The organism is Pseudomonas fluorescens (assembly GCF_001307155.1).
Lineage (GTDB): Bacteria > Pseudomonadota > Gammaproteobacteria > Pseudomonadales > Pseudomonadaceae > Aquipseudomonas > Aquipseudomonas helvetica.
The window spans coordinates 6,041,359-6,059,930 of sequence record NZ_CP012830.1 but is presented as its reverse complement, the minus strand read 5'-3'; the positions used below and the strand labels follow the sequence as shown (position 1 = coordinate 6,059,930).

Here is an 18,572-nt window from a genome sequence, read left to right as displayed (position 1 = left end):
TCATATCAGACCGCTACCAGCACGACAGCGCCGATAACCAGCACGGCACCAGCAGCCATCGAGGCAGCGTACCAACGCAGTTGACCAGTTTCGGTACGGCTCAGGGAGTTGTGGCCCCCTTTGGCCATCCGCGGGATCAAACCGATGGTTTGGTCGAACGGGTCTTTGCGCAGCATGTGGCTGATCGCAAGGTACGGCTTGACGAACAGTTTGTCGTAGATCCAGTCGAAGCCCCAGGCCGCGAACCACCAGGCCGTGAGCAGACGGCCGATGCCGCTGTTGGCGATGGCGGTGACGAAGCGACGCTTGCCGAGGAACAGCAGCGCGGCCAGCAGGATACCGGACAGGGCGATAGCACCCGAGGCCAGTTCCAGGCTGTGCTTGGCTTCGCCGCCGGCATGCCCAACGCTTTCTGGCAGTACGCCGTGCAGTGGCGGAACGATCATCGCGCCAATGGCGGTCGACAGTACGATCAGCACCGACAGTGGCAGCCAGTGAGCGATGCCGTGACCGGCGTGGGCTTCGGTCTTCACTTCACCGTGGAACGCGATGAAGATCAGGCGGAAGGTGTACAGCGACGTCATGAAGGCACCCACCAGACCTGCATAGAGCAGACCGTGGTTGCCGCTGGCAAAGGCTTCCCAGAGGATTTCGTCTTTCGAGTAGAAACCTGCGGTCACCAGTGGCAGGGCTGCAAGGGCCGCGCCGCCGACGATGAAGCTGGCGTAGGCCAGTGGCAGTTTCTTCCACAGACCGCCCATCTTGAAGATGTTCTGCTCGTGGTGGCAGGCAACGATCACCGCGCCGGAAGCAAGGAACAGCAGCGCCTTGAAGAACGCGTGGGTCATCAGGTGGAAGATCGCGCCTTCCCAGGCACCGACGCCCAGCGCCAGGAACATGTAGCCGATCTGGCTCATGGTCGAGTAGGCGAGGATACGTTTGATGTCGGTTTGTACCAGAGCTGCGAAACCGGCAAGCACCAGCGTCACACCGCCGACGATGCCGACCAGGTGCAGGATGTCCGGCGCCAACGCAAACAGACCGTGGGTACGGGCGATCAGGTAGACACCGGCGGTCACCATGGTCGCGGCGTGGATCAGTGCCGAAACCGGGGTAGGACCGGCCATCGCATCCGCCAGCCAGGTTTGCAGCGGCAGTTGTGCGGATTTACCGACAGCGCCGCCCAGCAGCATCAGGGTCGCCAGAACGATCCAGAAGTCACCGGTCTTGAAGTGCTCAGGTGCTTTGACCAGCAGCTCTTGAATGTTCAGCGTGCCCAACTGTTGGAACAGGATGAACAGGCCGATGGCCATGAACACGTCGCCGATACGGGTGACGATGAAGGCTTTGAGTGCGGCGTTACCGTTGTTGCGGTTGCTGTAGTAGAAACCGATCAACAGGTAGCTGCACAGGCCCACGCCTTCCCAACCGAAGTACAGGAACAACAGGTTATCGCCCAGCACCAGGAACAGCATGCTGGCGATAAACAGGTTGGTGTACGCGAAGAAGCGCGAGTAACCGTCTTCACCGCGCATGTACCAGGACGCGAACAGGTGGATCAGGAAGCCCACGCCGACGACCACACCGAGCATGGTCACGGACAGGCCATCCAGGTACAGGGCGAAGTTCGGCTTGAAGTCGCCTACCGACATCCACTGCCACAACACCTGGGTGACGTGACCGCCTTCAGGCGGCGCGACGTTGAACTGCCAGATCACATAGGCAGCAACGATCGCCGAGAGGCCGACGGAGCCGACGCCGATTAGCGCCGAGAGGTTTTCCGAGAGGCGGCCGCGTGAGAACGACAGCAGCAGGAAACCGATCAGGGGGAATACGAAAGTCAGATAGAGAAGGTTCATCCGCGCATCTCGCTGGCAGCGTCGATATCGAGAGTGTGGAAGCGGCGATGCAGCTGCAACAGAATCGCCAGGCCAATACTGGCCTCGGCAGCTGCCAGGCTGATCACCAGGATGAACATGATCTGTCCATCCGGCTGGCCCCAACGGCTACCGGCAACGATGAACGCCAGTGCGGAGGCATTCATCATGACCTCCAGGCTCATCAGCACGAAAAGAATGTTGCGGCGGACCATCAGGCCAACCAGACCGAGGCAGAACAGGATGCCGGCAACCGCCAGACCATGTTCGAGAGGGATAGCAGGCATAAAGTTACTCCTTCGCCTCGTTGCGGCCCAAATGGAACGCCGTGACGGCTGCAGCGAGCAGCAGCATCGAGGCGAGTTCGACCACCAGCAGATAAGGACCGAACAGGCTGATGCCCACGGCCTTGGCGTCTACGGTGGTGTGGCCGACGCCGCTGCCGCTGGAATGGCTGAACAGCACATACAGCAGTTCAGCCAGCAGCAGCGCAGCCAGTATAACGGGACCCGCCCAGATGCCGGGCTTGAGCCAGACGCGCTCTTGCTGAACCGAGGCGGGGCCGAGGTTCAGCATCATCACCACGAACACGAACAGCACCATGATGGCGCCGGCGTAGGCGATCACTTCCAGTACACCGGCAAATGGCGCACCGAGGCTGAAAAAGGTCATCGCCACGGCGAGCAGCGAAATAATCAGGTAGAGCAGGGCGTGTACAGGATTGGTGTTGGTGATCACGCGAAGCGTGGACACAACGGCAACTCCTGACGCGAAATAGAAAGCGAATTCCATCTTTCTTCCTTAAGGCAGCAAGCTCTTCACGTTGATCGGTTCGGCTTCATTCTGCGCGGAGCCTTTCGGCTTGCCAGCAATGGCCATACCTGCAACACGATAGAAGTTGTAGTCAGGGTTTTTGCCGGGTCCTGCGATCAAAAGATCTTCTTTCTCGTAAACCAGGTCCTGACGCTTGAACTCGGCCATTTCGAAATCCGGTGTCAGCTGGATCGCGGTGGTCGGGCAGGCTTCCTCGCAGAGGCCACAGAAAATGCAGCGCGAGAAGTTGATACGGAAAAACTCCGGGTACCAGCGACCGTCTTCGGTTTCGGCTTTCTGCAGCGAGATGCAACCGACCGGGCATGCCACGGCGCAGAGGTTGCAGGCAACGCAACGCTCTTCACCATCGGGGTCGCGGGTCAGGACGATACGTCCACGAAAGCGCGGCGGCAGGTACACCGCCTCTTCCGGATATTGCAGCGTGTCGCGCTTGCGGAAGGCATGGCCGAAGATCATCACCAGGCTGCGAAGCTGGGTGAAGAAGCCATGCACGATGTCAAAAATATACTTCATGATTCTCTATCCTCACTGAGCCGCGATGGCGGGCGTGTTGAGCAACACGATCGCAGCGGTCACCAGCATGTTGACGAGGGTCAGCGGCAGGCAGAACTTCCAGCTGAAGTCCATCACTTGGTCATACCGTGGGCGCGGAATCGAGGCGCGCAGCAGGATGAAGAACATGATGAAGAACGCGGTTTTCAGTGCGAACCAGATGAACGGGATCTGCGGCAGAATGCCGAACGGACCGTGCCAGCCACCGAAGAACAAGGTTACCAGCAGCGCCGAAATCAACACGATGCCGATGTACTCGCCGACGAAGAACATGCCCCATTTCATGCCGGCGTATTCAATGTGGTAACCGTCGGCCAGTTCCTGCTCCGCTTCCGGCTGGTCGAACGGGTGACGGTGAGTCACGGCGACGCCGGCAATGAAGAAGGTCAGGAAACCGAAGATCTGCGGAATGACGAACCACAGGTGCTGGGCCTGGTAATCAACGATGTCGCGCATGTTGAACGAGCCGACCTGGATCACGATGCCCATCAGCGACAGGCCCATGAACACTTCGTACGACACGGTTTGTGCCGAGGCCCGCAAGCTGCCCAGCAGGGCGAACTTGTTGTTACTCGACCAGCCGGCGAACAACACCGCGTAGACCGACAGACCGGCCATGGCGAAGAAGAACAGGATGCCGATGTTCAGGTCCGCGACACCCCAGGTCGGGGTGATCGGGATGATCGCGAAGGCAATCAGCAAGGCGCTCATGGCCACGACCGGCGCCAGGGTGAAAATCACCTTGTCGGCGAACGGCGGCGTCCAGTCTTCCTTGAAGAACATCTTGATCATGTCGGCGGCGATCTGGAACGCGCCGAACGGGCCGACGCGGTTCGGACCGTAACGGTCCTGCCAGAGGGCGAGCAAACGACGCTCGACCCAGCTCAACAGCGCGCCGCAGACCACAACGGCGAGCAGGATCACGATGGCCTTGAGCACCGCGATGATGATGTCGATCACTTCAGGAGTGAACAAGGTCATTGCGCTGCCTCCTGCAGACCGTCAACGGATTTGCCAAAGATTGCCGGTGGAATGCCGGCGATACCCGCAGGCAGCGCCACCAGGCCAGCGCCCAGTTCTTCGTTGATGCGCAGTGGCAGACGCAGGGTCTGGCCGGCAACGTTCAAGCTCAGCATGGCACCGTCATTGACGCCCAGACGATCGGCTTCGGACTTGGCCAGCGACACATAAGCAGCCGGAATGCGTTCCTGGACCGGAGCGGCTTTCGAAGAGTTCTCTTCGCTGCCGAACAGGTGATAGAACGGCACAACCTGCCAGGTGCCCTGGGCCGGGTTGAATGCACGCGGAACACTGGCGAACCAGTTCAGCGAATCACCCTGGCTTTCGATCAGGCGAGCACCCGGATCACCGGCACGCAGGTGACCACCGACTTCGTCCTGGAACTTGTTCCAGGCTTGCGGCGAGTTCCAGCCCGGCGACCAGGCGAATGGCACTTGCTGACGCGGTTCGACCGAGCCCGAGTAACCTTCCATGGAGAACGAGAACGCGGTGTCGTTGTCTTGGGATGTACGCGGCTCGTGCACGCTGATGTCGGCGCGCATGGCGGTCCGGCCACTGTAACGCAGCGGTTCGCGGGCCAGTTTCAGGCCTTTGATCCGGAACGAAGCGGACGGTGCGGCGTTGACGATGCCGGCCAGTTGTGGAGTGCTAGAAGCGCAGGCCGCGGTGACGTGGTCCAGTTGGGTCCAGTCGATCGGCTGGTTCAGCAGGGTTGCGCGCAGGGCATGCAGCCAGCGCCAGCCTTCGTGAACCAGGATGCTCGCATCGAGGTAAGTCGGGTCGAAGACCTGGAAGAAGCGCTGGGCGCGGCCTTCCTGGCTGACCAGCGTACCGTCGCCTTCAGCGAAGCTGGCGGCTGGCAGAACCAGGTGCGCGCGATCGCTGGTAGCGGTTTTCTGATGGTCGGCAACGATCACCACTTTGGCGGCGGTCAGGGCCGCATCGACCTTGGCTTTGTCGGTGCGGGTGTACAGATCGTTTTCCAGCACCACGATGGCGTCGGCTTTACCCTCGATCACCGCTTGCAGGGCTGCATCGACCGATTCGCCGCCGAGCATGGCCAGGCCGAGGCTGTTGGCCTCTGGCACGATCAGGCTGATGGAACCGTTCTTCTCGCGCAGCTTCAGGGCTTTGGCGATGTTCGCCGCCGCTTCGATCAGGGCTTTGGAGCCCAGCGAAGTACCGGCGATGATCAGTGGGCGCTTGGCCGCGAGCAGGGCGTTGGCGATGCGTTGAGCCAGTTCGAGAGCTTCGCTGTCCAGGCCTTCAACGGCTGGAGCGCTGGCGTCGAGGGCGTGAGCCACGGCGAAACCGATACGTGCCAGGTCGTCTGGAGCGGCGTGAACACATTCTTCAGCCACGTCGTCGAGCTTGGTTTCAGCCAGGCTTGCGATAAACAGCGGGTTCAGCGCGTGCTGGCCGATGTTTTTCACCGCAGCGTCGAGCCAAGGCTGAACACGCATCGCGTCGGCCATGTCTTCGGCTTTGCCCTTGACCGATTGACGCAGGGCCAGGGCCATGCGCGCAGCGGTTTGGGTCAGGTCTTCACCGAGGATGAAAATTGCGTCGTGGTCTTCGACGTCGCGCATGTTCGGGATCGGCAGCGGGCTGTCTTTCAGCACCTGCATGACCAGGCGAATACGCTCAAGCTCGGAAGCTTCGATACCCGAGTAGAAGTGCTCGGCACCGACCAGTTCGCGCAGGGCATAGTTGCTTTCAAGGCTGGCACGCGGCGAACCGATACCGACGATGTTGCGACCGCGCAGCAGGTCAGCGGCTTTATCCAGCGCTTCGTCGAGGCTCAGCTTCGCGCCGTTGGCCAGCAGCGGCTGACGTGGGCGATCTTCGCGGTTGACGTAGCCATAGCCGAAACGGCCACGGTCGCACAGGAAGTACTGGTTCACCGAACCGTTGAAGCGGTTTTCGATGCGACGCAGTTCGCCGTAACGCTCACCCGGGCTGATGTTGCAACCGCTGGAGCAGCCATGGCAGATGCTTGGCGAGAACTGCATGTCCCATTTACGGTTGTAGCGCTCGGAGTGAGTCTTGTCGGTGAACACACCGGTCGGGCAGACCTCGGTGAGGTTGCCGGAGAACTCGCTTTCGAGGGTGCCGTCTTCAACGCGACCGAAGTACACGTTGTCGTGGGCACCGAATACACCGAGGTCAGTACCGCCGGCGTAGTCTTTATAGAAACGTACGCAGCGATAGCAGGCGATGCAGCGGTTCATTTCGTGGGAAATGAACGGGCCCAGTTGCTGGTTCTGGTGGGTACGCTTGGTGAAGCGGTAACGGCGCTCGTTGTGGCCGGTCATTACCGTCATGTCTTGCAGGTGGCAGTGACCGCCTTCCTCGCACACGGGGCAGTCGTGCGGGTGGTTGGTCATCAACCATTCGACGACGCTTGCGCGAAACACTTTGGCTTCTTCGTCATCGATGGAGATCCAGCTGCCGTCGGTCGCAGGCGTCATGCAGGACATGACGATACGACCACGCTTGTCGTTCTCGTCGGTGTACTGCTTGACGGCGCACTGGCGGCAAGCGCCAACGCTGCCGAGGGCGGGGTGCCAGCAGAAATAAGGGATATCGAGGCCTAGCGACAGACATGCCTGTAACAGGTTGTCTGCCCCATCGACTTCGAGCTCTTTGCCGTCTACGTGGATAGTGGCCATGGTTCAAAGTTCTTCGTTGGCCCGGTGTCAGCGGGCGTGGCTAATGGAATCTTGTTATCCGTCCAAATCCAAACAGCCTGAAAAGGCGTCATCGGACGAAAGGCGAACGGCACGGACCGTTCGCCTTTTTTAAAGCGTTAAGCGCCGACTACGATCGGCCTTGCCAGAGGCGGGACGGCGGCGCGGGTGGGCGCGATGCCGGCTTCGAACTCTGGACGGAAATACTTGATGGCGCTGCCCAATGGCTCCACGGCACCCGGTGCGTGAGCACAGAAGGTCTTGCCTGGGCCGAGGAAGCCGACCAGACCCAGCAGGGTCTCGATGTCGCCGGCTTGCCCTTCACCGTTCTCGATGGCGCGCAGGAGCTTGACGCTCCACGGCAAACCGTCACGGCACGGGGTGCAGAAACCGCACGACTCACGGGCGAAGAACTCTTCCATGTTGCGCAGCAGGGACACCATGTTGACGCTGTCGTCTACCGCCATGGCCAGGCCGGTACCCATACGGGTGCCCACTTTGGCGATGCCGCCGGCGTACATTTGTGCGTCCAGGTGTTCCGGCAACAGGAAGCCGGTACCGGCGCCGCCTGGCTGCCAGCACTTGAGCTTGTAACCGTCGCGCATACCGCCGGCGTAGTCTTCGAACAGCTCGCGCGCAGGGACGCCGAACGGCAGTTCCCACAGGCCAGGGTTCTTCACTTTGCCGGAGAAGCCCATCAGCTTGGTGCCATGGTCTTCACTGCCTTCGCGAGCGAGGGATTTGTACCAGTCCACGCCGTCGCCGATGATCGCCGGCACGTTGCACAGCGTTTCGACGTTGTTCACGCAGGTCGGCTTGCCCCACACGCCAACGGCGGCAGGGAAGGGCGGCTTGGAGCGCGGATTGGCGCGGCGGCCTTCGAGGGAGTTGATCAGTGCGGTTTCTTCACCGCAGATGTAACGCCCGGCGCCGGTGTGGACGAACAGTTCGAAATCGAAACCGCTGCCCAGGATGTTCTTGCCCAACAGGCCTGCAGCCTTGGCTTCTTCCACGGCACGATTCAGGTGCTTGGCGGCGGTGGTGTATTCGCCACGCAGGAAGATATAGCCACGGTAGGTTTTCAGTGCGCGAGCACTGATCAGCATGCCTTCGATCAGCAGATGGGGCAGTTGCTCCATCAGCATGCGGTCTTTCCAGGTGTTGGGTTCCATTTCATCCGCGTTGCACAGCAGGTAGCGGATGTTCATGGATTCGTCTTTGGGCATCAGGCCCCACTTCACGCCAGTGGGGAAGCCTGCGCCACCGCGACCCTTGAGGCCGGAGTCCTTGACGGTCTGGACGATATCGTCCTGGGACATGTCGGCGAAGGCTTTACGCGCTGCGGCGTAGCCGTTCTTGGCCTGGTACTCGTCGAGCCAGACAGCCTCGCCGTCGTCACGCAGGCGCCAGGTCAGCGGGTGAGTCTCTGCACTGCGCTTGATGCGGTTGGCAGGGCCGAAGGAAGTCAGGGTCATACGTAGCCCTCGAGCAATTTGGCAACGCCAGCAGGCTGCACATCACCGAATGTGTCGTCGTCGATCATCAACGCCGGCGCCTTGTCGCAGTTACCGAGGCAGCAGACCGGCAGCAGGGTGAAACGACCGTCGGCGGTGGTTTGACCCAGGCCGATGCCCAGCTTGCTCTGGATTTCGCTGACCACCGACTCGTGGCCACCGATGTAGCAGACCATGCTGTCGCAGACGCGAATGATGTGACGACCGACTGGCTGACGGAAGATCTGGCTATAGAACGTCGCCACGCCTTCAACGTCGCTGGCCGGGATGCCAAGGATTTCGCCGATGGCGTAGAGCGCGCCGTCAGGCACCCAGCCACGTTCCTTCTGGACGATCTTCAGGGCTTCGATCGACGCCGCGCGCGGGTCTTCGTAGTGATGCAGCTCGTGCTCGATGGCCGAGCGCTCGGTTTCGCTCAGGGCGAAACGGTCTGTCTGGATAAGCGTGCTGTTCATGCTTAGCGGTCCACGTCGGCCATAACGAAGTCGATACTACCCAGGTACGCGATCAAGTCCGCGACCATGCTGCCTTTGATCACCGAAGGGATCTGCTGCAGATGCGGGAAGCTTGGGGTGCGAATCCGGGTGCGGTAGCTCATGGTGCCGCCATCGCTCGTCAGGTAATAACTGTTGATGCCCTTGGTCGCTTCGATCATCTGGAAGGATTCGTTGGCCGGCATGACCGGGCCCCACGAAACTTGCAGGAAGTGCGTGATCAAGGTCTCGATGTGCTGCAGCGTGCGCTCTTTGGGCGGCGGCGTGGTCAGCGGGTGATCCGCCTTGTACGGGCCTTCCGGCATGTTGCGCAGGCACTGGTCGATGATCTTGATGCTCTGGCGCATTTCTTCCACGCGCACGATGCAACGATCATAGGCATCGCCATTGGCCGCCAGCGGCACTTCGAATTCGAAGTTCTCGTAGCCGGAGTACGGACGAGCCTTGCGCAGGTCGAAATTGCAACCGGTCGAACGCAAGCCTGCACCGGTGACGCCCCATTCCAGGGCTTCTTTGGTGTTGTAGGCGGCGACGCCGATGGTCCGGCCACGCAGGATGCTGTTGTCCAGTGCGGCTTTCTGGTATTCGTCCAGGCGCTTTGGCATCCACTCGACGAAGTCCTTGACCAGTTTTTGCCAGCCGCGCGGCAGGTCGTGGGCAACGCCACCGATGCGGTACCAGGCCGGGTGCAGACGGAAACCGGTGATGGCTTCAATCACCGTGTACGCCTTCTGGCGGTCGGTGAAGGTGAAGAACACCGGGGTCATGGCGCCGACGTCCTGGATGTACGTACCCAGGAACAGCAGGTGGCTGGTGATCCGGAAGAACTCGGCCATCATGATGCGGATGACGTCGACCTTCTCTGGGACCTTGATGCCGGCCAGCTTCTCGACCGAGAGCACGTACGGCAGGTTGTTCATCACGCCGCCGAGGTAGTCGATACGGTCGGTGTACGGGATGAAGCTGTGCCAGGACTGACGCTCGGCCATCTTCTCGGCACCACGGTGGTGGTAGCCGACGTCCGGCACGCAGTCGACGATTTCTTCGCCGTCCAGTTGCAGGATGATGCGGAATGCACCGTGAGCGGAAGGGTGGTTCGGGCCCAGGTTGAGGAACATGTAGTCCTCGTTGGCGCCGGAACGTTTCATGCCCCAGTCTTCAGGCTTGAAGCGTGCAGCCTCTTCTTCAAGCTGATGCTTGGCCTGCGTCAGGCTGAACGGGTCGAACTCGGTGGCACGGGCCGGGAAGTCCTTGCGCAGCGGGTGACCTTCCCAGGTCGGCGGCATCATGATGCGGGTCAGGTGCGGGTGGCCGGCAAAGTTGATGCCGTACATGTCCCACACTTCACGCTCGTACCAGTTGGCGTTCGGCCAGATACCGGTCACGGTCGGCACGCTGAGGTCGCTCTCGGACAAGGCGACCTTGATCATTACGTCACTATTACGTTCGATCGACATCAAGTGATAGAACACTGTGAAGTCGGCACCGTTCGGCAAACCCTGGCGCTTGGTGCGCAGACGCTCGTCCACGCCGTGCAGGTCATAGAGCATGACGTACGGCTTGGGCAGGTTGCGCAGGAAGGTCAGGACTTCGACGAGTTTGGCACGGGCAACCCAAAGCACCGGCATGCCGGTGCGGGTGGCCTGGGCGCTGAACGCCTCAGGGCCAAAACGATTGTTCAATTCGACGACCACATCCTGGTCGTCTGCCTTGTAAGGCGGGATGTACAGAGCACTGCCTGTAGTCATGGTTTTTTTATCGCTTTCGGTCAACGTAAAGAATGAAGCCAGTTTCTCGTTTCTTTGTAAGAACAGAGCTGGATCAGACTTCGTCGGGGCTGCGCAGGTTGGTTACCTGAATACGCTGTTCGCGGCGCTGTTCCTTTTGCGAAGGCATCTCGGCGCGGTAAACGCCTTGATCGCCAACGACCCAGGAAAGTGGGCGACGCTCCTGGCCAATCGACTCCTGCAACAGCATCAAGCCTTGCAGAAAAGCTTCAGGGCGGGGCGGGCAGCCAGGCACGTAGACGTCCACGGGCAGGAACTTGTCCACCCCTTGAACGACGGAGTAGATGTCGTACATGCCACCGGAGTTGGCGCACGAACCCATGGAGATAACCCACTTCGGCTCGAGCATCTGCTCGTAGAGACGCTGAATGATCGGCGCCATCTTGATGAAGCAGGTTCCGGCAATAACCATGAAATCCGCTTGACGCGGCGATGCCCGGATAACCTCGGCGCCAAAGCGCGCGATGTCGTGGGGCGCCGTGAAGGCGGTGGTCATTTCCACGTAGCAGCACGAAAGGCCGAAGTTATACGGCCACAGGGAGTTCTTACGCCCCCAGTTGATCGTGCCGTTAAGCACGTCTTCGAGCTTGCCCATGAAAATGTTTTTGTGGACTTGATCTTCTAACGGATCGGAGACGGTTTCCCGTGCGCCAATCGGGTACTGCTCGTTAGGAGCATCGGGGTCGATCCTGGTGAGATTGTATTGCATCGCCAAAGCCTCATTGTTTCAGCTTCGCCTGCCGCTTACGACGAGCTTCCGGAGCCCAATCAAGGGCGCCCACTCGAAATAGGTAGACAAGACCTGCCAACAGAATTGCTATGAAAACGAGAGCTTCGACGAATCCGGTCCAGCCGCTTTCGCGGACGGACACAGACCAGGCAAAGAGAAATAGGGCTTCGATATCGAAGATCACGAACAGCATCGCGACCAGATAGAATTTGGCTGAGAGCCGCAAGCGGGCGCCACCGGTAGGTAGCATGCCGGACTCGAACGGTTCGTTTTTGCTGCGGCCCCAGGCTTTTGACCCGAGGAGGCTGGAGACGCCGAGCATGAAGGCGCACAGGCCGCCGACACCCAGAAGGAAAATGGCAAAGCCCCAGTTGTGGGCCATGAGTCCTGTCGCTTCGGGCATGCTGGTAATCCTTAACAGAGAGCAAAGGTCTCTGAGCTTGAAAAGAAATAAAGCAGTGACGATATGTCGCAGCAATCAATCGCGGTGATTTTATGGCTAAACACCGAGCAAGTAAAATTCCTGTAGCGAAATTATTTATAAGAATAAGGACATAGCGCACCTCAAAAAGCCTGCAGCCCATGCGTTGCGGGCATTAGCAGGGGTTTCGTCAATAATGTTTTGTGCGAGTTGTAACGAACATGAATCGTGCCAAATGATAATCAATATTGTTTGCGGCGGTTTTTGAACTGTTATTCGGGGTGGTGGCTGGAAAGTTGCGCTTACATGCCGGCTACTGCAAGTAGTGCGCGGGGCCGTTTTACCCTGTTTTGCCGATTGAAATACCGCTCTGGATCAATGTTTTTGCTCGTCCTTGCTCCCCCTTCCTGTAGGAGCAAGGCTTGCCCGCGATGAACGATGACTCGGTAAAGCCATTCACTGCGGATTTTCAGATTTACCGTATTGGCGAGCGCTGCGCACTCGAACGCAGCCTTCGGCAGCTGCTACGGGAGATTTGGTGTTCGTGAAATTGCGGGCAAAAAAACGCCCCGAACCAGTCGGGGCGTCAGATGTGCGGCATTCCGGTTAGTTTTTTACTCGGTCTGGAAGGGCCGTTTGTTCGTTCGAATCAGATCAGTGGAACTGTTCTTCTTCGGTGGAGCCGGTCAGTGCGGTAACCGAAGACGAGCCGCCCTGAATCACGGTGGTCATGTCGTCGAAGTAGCCGGTGCCCACTTCCTGCTGGTGCGCTACGAAGGTGTAACCCTTGGCGGCGTCAGCGAATTCCTGCTCTTGCAGCTTCACGTAGGCAGTCATGTCGTTGCGGGCGTAGTCGTGCGCCAGGTTGAACATGCTGTGCCACATGTTGTGAATGCCGGCCAGGGTAATGAACTGGTGCTTGTAGCCCATGGCAGACAGTTCGCGCTGGAACTTGGCGATGGTCGCGTCGTCCAGGTTTTTCTTCCAGTTGAAGGAAGGCGAGCAGTTGTACGACAGCAGTTGGTCCGGGTATTCCTTTTTGATCGCTTCAGCGAAGCGACGGGCTTCGTCCAGGTCCGGCTTGGCGGTTTCGCACCAGATCAGGTCGGCGTACGGCGCGTAGGCCAGGCCGCGAGCGATAGCCTGGTCGAGGCCGGCGCGAACTTTGTAGAAGCCTTCCTGGGTGCGCTCGCCAGTCACGAATGGCTGGTCGTACGGATCGCAGTCGGACGTCAGCAAATCAGCAGCGTTAGCGTCGGTACGGGCCAGGATGATGGTCGGCGTACCGGCAACGTCGGCTGCCAGACGAGCTGCGATCAGCTTCTGTATGGCTTCCTGGGTTGGAACCAGTACCTTGCCGCCCATGTGGCCGCATTTTTTCACGGAAGCCAGTTGGTCTTCGAAGTGAACGCCGGCAGCGCCTGCTTCGATCATGCTCTTCATCAGCTCGTAGGCGTTCAGAACGCCACCGAAACCGGCTTCAGCATCGGCAACGATCGGTGCGAAGTAGTCGATGTAACCTTCGTCGCCCGGGTTCTTGCCGGCTTTCCACTGGATCTGGTCGGCGCGACGGAACGAATTGTTGATGCGCTTGACCACGGTCGGTACGGAGTCGACCGGGTACAGCGACTGGTCCGGGTACATCGATTCTGCAGAGTTGTTGTCTGCAGCAACCTGCCAGCCCGACAGGTAGATCGCCTGGATGCCGGCTTTAACTTGCTGTACCGCCTGGCCGCCGGTCAGGGCGCCCATGCAGTTGACGAAATCTTTCTCGGGGCGGAAGGCTGGCTTGGCACCCTGGGTAACCAGGTTCCAGAGCTTCTCGGCGCCCATTTTTGCAAAGGTGTGCTCAGGTTGAACCGAGCCACGCAGACGGACGACGTCAGCAGCGGAGTAAGTGCGTGTCACGCCTTTCCAGCGCGGGTTTTCAGCCCAGTCTTTTTCAAGGGCTGCAATTTGCTGTTCGCGTGTCAGTGCCATGGAGATAAACCTCGTCGCATAGGTCTGGTGGAAAATTCCTGTTGCCAGATACGCACATTCAAATGGGGCGTAGATGGCTGCTCGCTGACCAGAAGCTTAGGCGGTCAAGTCGGGTCTGGCGGGGAAGGCGACGGGATGAACGATGGGCTCGAGGATGAAAGCTGAGCAGGTAAGGGCGAACTGGCGGGCGCATTCGGGCGTCGTGGGCCTTTATACGATCATCAGTGTGTTGCCGGGCTACCTATTACGCTTCCGTCCCTCGGGACAACTTCGTTCCAGTCGCAACCTCGTCAAACACACCTTATGGGCGGTACAGACACGAATCGGCTCAGGTCGGTAAGGTTAGAGCGCGATCCGAAGGCCCTTGCCAGGGCCCCTGATTAGCGGGAGCGAGGCCATCATGCCTTCGCTTTTTTGGCTCGTCAAACGTTTTGTAGTGCTATTTTTCAAGCACTACATCTTTAGTCTAATACGACTAATCAGTCAGTTTTTGGTGTGTTAGTCCAAGGTGTCGACTTTGACTCGCAACGTCATGTCATCCCGTCCCTGAGTAGAGTAGCTGCGGCTCATAGCCTGTTTGTCGGCTTGCGTCTGGCGGTTGACGCCAGCCAGAGTGATCCACTCGCCCAGGCGGCCGCTGACGGTTGTGTCGGTGCTTTGCACGTTCACTACATCGGGGCGTTCCTGGCTCATGCGGTCACGGTTGGTGCTGATTGCCAGGTGAACGATGTCGCCGGTAACGCTGGCGGTGACGTAGAAACCCTGGGTGACGTTGCGGTATTGGGTCTGGTTTTGCTGGTGAGCGTAGTTGTTGAGCGGGTTTTGCGGCTGGCGGGAGGTGTTTACCTGATTTGGCAGGCTGGTGTAGGTGTCGGTCTGGGTGGTGGTCAGCGGCACGCTCTGGCCGATCTGGATCAGGGCGGGCGTACCTTCGCTGGTCTGGACCTGCTGGATGCCGCCTTCACGGCTATCGGTGCTGTAGGTGATGATCTGCGTTTGCCGATCGGCGTTGTTCTGCTGGTTGTTTTCGTTGGTGTCGACAGTGATCAGCAGACGCTTGGGTACGGTGTCGAGCTGTGCGATCAGGGCTTTGAGTTCGTTGATCTTGTCGAGTTCGGCGTTGACGATCAGCTGGTTGCCGTAGGCGCTGACCTTGCCGTCCCTGCCGATAAAATTCTGCGCCACCGGCAGCAGGTCGGCGCTGGTGCGATTGTTGAGCTGCACCACCTCGGTAGCAGCGACGACCGAAAAGCTGCAGGTCAGCAGCAGCGTGGTGAGCAGGGTGCGTAGGGACATGTCCGTTATCTCCGCGAATAAAAAAAGCCTGTAGGAGCTGCCGCAGGCTGCGATCTTTTGATCTTGCTGGCAACACCGTTTGCACGATACCAAAACGCCCCGCTATCTGGAGGATAGCGGGGCGTTTTTGTGGTGTTGCTGGTGTGCACTTGTGGCGAGGGAGCTTGCTCCCGCTGGGCTGCGCAGCAGCCCTAATAATTTTGGGGCCGCTTCGCGACCCAGCGGGAGCAAGCTCCCTCGCCACAGGTAATCAGCCCTTGCGAACCATGTCCACGTGAGGAATCCCTGCTTCCAGGAACTCTTCACTGACCACGGTAAAGCCCAGGCGCTCGTAGAACGCTGTCGCCTGAACCTGCGCGCTGAGCATCTGCTGCTTGAGCCCGCGCTTCTCGGCTTCGCCGATCACTGCCTGCATCAGCTTGTCGCCGACCTTCAGGCCGCGCCAGTCCTTGAGTACCGATACCCGGCCGATGTGGCCATCGGGCAGCAGGCGGGCGGTACCAATCGGAAAGTCGCCTTCGAAGGCGAGGAAATGCACGGCGCTCGCGTCGTCGGCATCCCATTCCAGTTCGGGTGGAACGGATTGCTCGGCGATGAACACCGTTTCACGAATGCGCCGGATCTCGGCGTTATCCTTTTGCCAGTCTGCGACACGTACGCGAATTTTATTCATCAGCGAATCCCAGGCTACCTTGCTTGACCAGCTCGCACAGCAGGTTGCGGCCGTCTTCATCGCTCAGCCATTGGCCAAGGTTGTCGACGTGCAGCGCATCGGCGGCGCAAATCATTTTCAGCAGTTCGCGCAGTTTGCCTGGCAGATAACGGCTCTGGCCGCTGGCGAACAGCAGCAGGTCGTCGTCGACTTCGGACCAGGCCAGGCGCGCGCTTGGATTGCGAATCAGCACGGCGCCTTGTTCAAGGCTGCTCAGCAGGTCGTCTTCTTCCAGTTCCGGGCCAACCACCAATTCCGGGTAGCGTGGCTCGGTCATGAACTGGCCGAACCAGGTCAGCAACAGGCGCTCGTCGCTCATGTGCTCGGCCAGCAGGCTTTTCAAGCGGTCGAGCGCATCGTGCTGGATCTGGTGCGGGTCGATCGCTGGCTGCGCGTCGGCATCGGTGTAGCGTTCTTCGTCAGGCAGGAACTGGCTGAGGAAGTCGGTGAAGTGGGTCAGCACTTCAGCGGCGCTTGGGGCGCGGAAACCGACCGAGTAGGTCATGCAGTCATCGACGGCCACGCCGCAGTGGGCCAGGCGCGGCGGCAGGTACAGCATGTCGCCCGGTTCCAGGGTCCACTCGTCGGTGGCTTCGAAGTCGGCGAGGATACGCAGGTCGGCATGTTGCAGCAGCGGACTGTCGGAATCGCACATCTGGCCGATTTTCCAGTTGCGCTTGCCGTGGCCTTGCAGCAGGAACACGTCGTAGTTGTCGAAGTGCGGACCGACACTGCCGCCCGGGGCGGCAAAGCTGATCATCACGTCGTCGATGCGCCAGCTCGGCAGGAAGCGGAAGTTTTCCAGCAGCTCGGCGACTTCCGGCACGAACTGGTCGACGGCCTGCACCAGCAGGGTCCACTCGCGCTCTGGCAGCTTGCTGAATTCGTCTTCGGCGAACGGGCCGCGACGCAGTTCCCAAGGGCGCTCGCCGTGCTCGATGACCAGGCGCGATTCGACTTCTTCTTCCAGTGCCAGACCGGCCAGTTCGTCGGCGTCGATCGGGCTTTCGAAGTCAGGGATCGCCTGGCGGATCAACAGCGGTTTTTTCTGCCAGTAGTCGCGCAGGAATTCCCGTGCCGTGATGCCGCCCAGAAGTTGAAGAGGAGTATCAGGATTCATGTGTAACCTATTGAAAAAAAGCACTTTTCAGACGGGAATAAAAACGCCCGGCGCTGCCGGGCGTCTCAAAGGGTCAAGCGGTCGATCAGATGCGTTTGGCTTGTGCCACGGCGTTGCCGATGTAGTTGGCCGGGGTGAGCTTTTTCAGCTCGGCCTTTGCTTCGGCAGGCATGTCCAGTGCATCGATGAAAGTCTGCAACGCTTCAGGGCTGATGCCCTTGCCGCGCGTCAGTTCTTTCAGCTTTTCGTACGGGTTTTCAATGTTGTAGCGACGCATCACGGTCTGGATTGGCTCGGCCAGAACTTCCCAGCACGCGTCCAGGTCCGCAGAAATTTTCTGAGCATTGAGCTCTAACTTGCTGATTCCCTTGAGACTTGCTTCGTACGCAATCACGCTGTGGGCGAAGCCGACGCCGAGGTTGCGCAGTACGGTGGAGTCGGTCAGGTCGCGCTGCCAGCGGGAGATCGGCAGTTTGCTCGCCAGGTGCTGGAACAGCGCGTTGGCGATGCCCAGGTTGCCTTCGGAGTTTTCGAAGTCGATCGGGTTGACCTTGTGCGGCATGGTCGAGGAACCGATTTCGCCGGCAATGGTGCGCTGCTTGAAGTAGCCCAGGGAGATGTAGCCCCAGATATCGCGATCGAAGTCGATCAGGATGGTGTTGAAGCGCGCGATCGCGTCGAACAGCTCGGCGATGTAGTCGTGCGGTTCGATCTGTGTGGTGTACGGGTTGAAGCCCAGGCCCAGCTCGTCTTCGATGAAGGCGCGGGCGTTGGCTTCCCAGTCGATCTCAGGGTAAGCCGACAGGTGAGCGTTGTAGTTGCCGACGGCGCCGTTGATCTTGCCCAGCAGCGGTACGGCAGCAATTTGAGCGATCTGGCGCTCCAGACGGTAAACCACGTTCGCCAGTTCTTTGCCCAGGGTGGTCGGCGAAGCCGGCTGGCCGTGGGTGCGCGACAGCATGGGTACGTCGGCGAAGCGGATGGCCAACTCGCGGATGGCTTCGGCGGTTTGGCGCATCAGCGGCAGCATCACGTCATCACGGCCTTCGCGCAGCATCAGGGCGTGGGACAGGTTGTTGATGTCCTCGCTGGTGCAGGCAAAGTGGATGAATTCACTGACGTTGGCCAGTTCAGGCAGCTTGGCCGCCTGTTCCTTGAGCAGGTACTCAATGGCTTTAACGTCGTGGTTGGTGGTGCGCTCGATCTCTTTGACGCGCTCGGCGTGTTCCAGAGAGAAGTTTTCCGCCAGGGTGTTCAGCACGGCGTTAGCTTCGGCGGAGAACGCCGGCACTTCGCTGATGGCAGGATGAGCGGCCAGGCGCTGGAGCCAGCGCACTTCAACCAGGACGCGAGCACGGATCAGACCGTATTCGCTGAAAATTGGGCGCAGGGCCTGGGTTTTGCCGGCGTAGCGGCCGTCAACAGGGGAAACCGCAGTGAGCGAAGAGAGCTGCATGGGGTGTTCTCGGACAGTCGGGCAACGAAATGGGGCGCGTATCATACATGAAAAAAATCCGCCGGTCCGTTGCCAACTGACCAGCGTCT

The 18,572-nt window shown here is 59.8% G+C and carries 16 protein-coding genes; all 16 read right to left on the bottom strand.

Annotated elements, in window-relative coordinates; translation table 11 throughout:
- Positions 1-5: 5 nt before the first annotated feature.
- Positions 6-1,859, bottom strand: a complete 1,854-nt coding sequence (nuoL, locus tag AO353_RS27790; protein ID WP_054597860.1) for an NADH-quinone oxidoreductase subunit L — start codon at positions 1,857-1,859, stop codon at positions 6-8.
- Positions 1,856-2,164 carry an NADH-quinone oxidoreductase subunit NuoK gene (nuoK, locus tag AO353_RS27785; protein WP_054597859.1) on the bottom strand — a complete coding sequence of 103 codons (309 nt, stop codon included), beginning with the start codon at positions 2,162-2,164 and terminating at the stop codon, positions 1,856-1,858. Before nuoK ends, nuoL begins: the two co-directional genes overlap by 4 nt.
- A gap of 4 nt (positions 2,165-2,168) precedes the next feature.
- The gene (gene nuoJ / locus AO353_RS27780) at positions 2,169-2,669 is read right to left on the bottom strand and encodes an NADH-quinone oxidoreductase subunit J (RefSeq protein ID WP_054597858.1); all 501 of its coding nucleotides are present in this window, start codon (positions 2,667-2,669) and stop codon (positions 2,169-2,171) included.
- 9 nt (positions 2,670-2,678) lie between these two features.
- Entirely contained in the window at positions 2,679-3,224 is a 546-nt protein-coding gene (gene nuoI, locus AO353_RS27775; protein WP_203226134.1) for an NADH-quinone oxidoreductase subunit NuoI, read from the bottom strand.
- A gap of 12 nt (positions 3,225-3,236) precedes the next feature.
- Positions 3,237-4,244 (bottom strand): NADH-quinone oxidoreductase subunit NuoH, encoded by a 1,008-nt coding sequence (nuoH, locus tag AO353_RS27770; RefSeq protein WP_019689819.1) that lies wholly within the window; start codon positions 4,242-4,244, stop codon positions 3,237-3,239.
- Positions 4,241-6,955 carry an NADH-quinone oxidoreductase subunit NuoG gene (nuoG, locus tag AO353_RS27765; RefSeq protein WP_054597856.1) on the bottom strand — a complete coding sequence of 905 codons (2,715 nt, stop codon included), beginning with the start codon at positions 6,953-6,955 and terminating at the stop codon, positions 4,241-4,243. Before nuoG ends, nuoH begins: the two co-directional genes overlap by 4 nt.
- A gap of 137 nt (positions 6,956-7,092) precedes the next feature.
- The gene (gene nuoF / locus AO353_RS27760) at positions 7,093-8,448 is read right to left on the bottom strand and encodes an NADH-quinone oxidoreductase subunit NuoF (protein WP_019689821.1); all 1,356 of its coding nucleotides are present in this window, start codon (positions 8,446-8,448) and stop codon (positions 7,093-7,095) included.
- Positions 8,445-8,942 (bottom strand): NADH-quinone oxidoreductase subunit NuoE, encoded by a 498-nt coding sequence (nuoE, locus tag AO353_RS27755; RefSeq protein ID WP_007970445.1) that lies wholly within the window; start codon positions 8,940-8,942, stop codon positions 8,445-8,447. The genes nuoF and nuoE overlap by 4 nt, the downstream gene beginning before the upstream one ends.
- Positions 8,943-8,944: 2 nt before the next feature.
- Positions 8,945-10,729 carry an NADH-quinone oxidoreductase subunit C/D gene (nuoC, locus tag AO353_RS27750; RefSeq protein ID WP_054598365.1) on the bottom strand — a complete coding sequence of 595 codons (1,785 nt, stop codon included), beginning with the start codon at positions 10,727-10,729 and terminating at the stop codon, positions 8,945-8,947.
- A gap of 73 nt (positions 10,730-10,802) precedes the next feature.
- Positions 10,803-11,477, bottom strand: a complete 675-nt coding sequence (locus AO353_RS27745) for a NuoB/complex I 20 kDa subunit family protein (protein ID WP_019689823.1) — start codon at positions 11,475-11,477, stop codon at positions 10,803-10,805.
- A gap of 10 nt (positions 11,478-11,487) precedes the next feature.
- Positions 11,488-11,901, bottom strand: a complete 414-nt coding sequence (locus AO353_RS27740) for an NADH-quinone oxidoreductase subunit A (protein ID WP_007905050.1) — start codon at positions 11,899-11,901, stop codon at positions 11,488-11,490.
- Positions 11,902-12,573: 672 nt separating this feature from the next.
- Positions 12,574-13,899: an isocitrate lyase gene (gene aceA, locus AO353_RS27735; protein ID WP_054597855.1), complete on the bottom strand. Its 1,326-nt coding sequence runs from the start codon at positions 13,897-13,899 to the stop codon at positions 12,574-12,576.
- A gap of 498 nt (positions 13,900-14,397) precedes the next feature.
- Positions 14,398-15,195, bottom strand: a complete 798-nt coding sequence (locus AO353_RS27730) for a secretin N-terminal domain-containing protein (protein ID WP_054597854.1) — start codon at positions 15,193-15,195, stop codon at positions 14,398-14,400.
- 250 nt (positions 15,196-15,445) lie between these two features.
- Positions 15,446-15,868, bottom strand: a complete 423-nt coding sequence (locus tag AO353_RS27725) for a GNAT family N-acetyltransferase (RefSeq protein WP_054597853.1) — start codon at positions 15,866-15,868, stop codon at positions 15,446-15,448.
- Positions 15,861-17,027: a cupin domain-containing protein gene (locus AO353_RS27720; RefSeq protein ID WP_054597852.1), complete on the bottom strand. Its 1,167-nt coding sequence runs from the start codon at positions 17,025-17,027 to the stop codon at positions 15,861-15,863. Before AO353_RS27720 ends, AO353_RS27725 begins: the two co-directional genes overlap by 8 nt.
- 85 nt (positions 17,028-17,112) lie before the next feature.
- Positions 17,113-18,483, bottom strand: a complete 1,371-nt coding sequence (purB, locus tag AO353_RS27715) for an adenylosuccinate lyase (RefSeq protein WP_054597851.1) — start codon at positions 18,481-18,483, stop codon at positions 17,113-17,115.
- Positions 18,484-18,572: the final 89 nt, after the last annotated feature.

Bases quoted from the DNA above. Each gene is read 5' to 3' on its own strand.
- nuoI (WP_203226134.1), bottom strand. From the start codon at position 3,224: ATGAAGTATATTTTTGACATCGTGCATGGCTTCTTCACCCAGCTTCGC.
- nuoJ (WP_054597858.1), bottom strand. From the start codon at position 2,669: ATGGAATTCGCTTTCTATTTCGCGTCAGGAGTTGCCGTTGTGTCCACG.
- nuoC (WP_054598365.1), bottom strand. From the start codon at position 10,729: ATGACTACAGGCAGTGCTCTGTACATCCCGCCTTACAAGGCAGACGAC.
- AO353_RS27725 (WP_054597853.1), bottom strand. From the start codon at position 15,868: ATGAATAAAATTCGCGTACGTGTCGCAGACTGGCAAAAGGATAACGCC.
- nuoG (WP_054597856.1), bottom strand. From the start codon at position 6,955: ATGGCCACTATCCACGTAGACGGCAAAGAGCTCGAAGTCGATGGGGCA.
- nuoE (WP_007970445.1), bottom strand. From the start codon at position 8,942: ATGAACAGCACGCTTATCCAGACAGACCGTTTCGCCCTGAGCGAAACC.
- purB (WP_054597851.1), bottom strand. From the start codon at position 18,483: ATGCAGCTCTCTTCGCTCACTGCGGTTTCCCCTGTTGACGGCCGCTAC.
- AO353_RS27730 (WP_054597854.1), bottom strand. From the start codon at position 15,195: ATGTCCCTACGCACCCTGCTCACCACGCTGCTGCTGACCTGCAGCTTT.
- AO353_RS27745 (WP_019689823.1), bottom strand. From the start codon at position 11,477: ATGCAATACAATCTCACCAGGATCGACCCCGATGCTCCTAACGAGCAG.
- aceA (WP_054597855.1), bottom strand. From the start codon at position 13,899: ATGGCACTGACACGCGAACAGCAAATTGCAGCCCTTGAAAAAGACTGG.
- AO353_RS27720 (WP_054597852.1), bottom strand. From the start codon at position 17,027: ATGAATCCTGATACTCCTCTTCAACTTCTGGGCGGCATCACGGCACGG.
- AO353_RS27740 (WP_007905050.1), bottom strand. From the start codon at position 11,901: ATGCCCGAAGCGACAGGACTCATGGCCCACAACTGGGGCTTTGCCATT.
- nuoH (WP_019689819.1), bottom strand. From the start codon at position 4,244: ATGACCTTGTTCACTCCTGAAGTGATCGACATCATCATCGCGGTGCTC.
- nuoF (WP_019689821.1), bottom strand. From the start codon at position 8,448: ATGACCCTGACTTCCTTCGGCCCTGCCAACCGCATCAAGCGCAGTGCA.
- nuoK (WP_054597859.1), bottom strand. From the start codon at position 2,164: ATGCCTGCTATCCCTCTCGAACATGGTCTGGCGGTTGCCGGCATCCTG.
- nuoL (WP_054597860.1), bottom strand. From the start codon at position 1,859: ATGAACCTTCTCTATCTGACTTTCGTATTCCCCCTGATCGGTTTCCTG.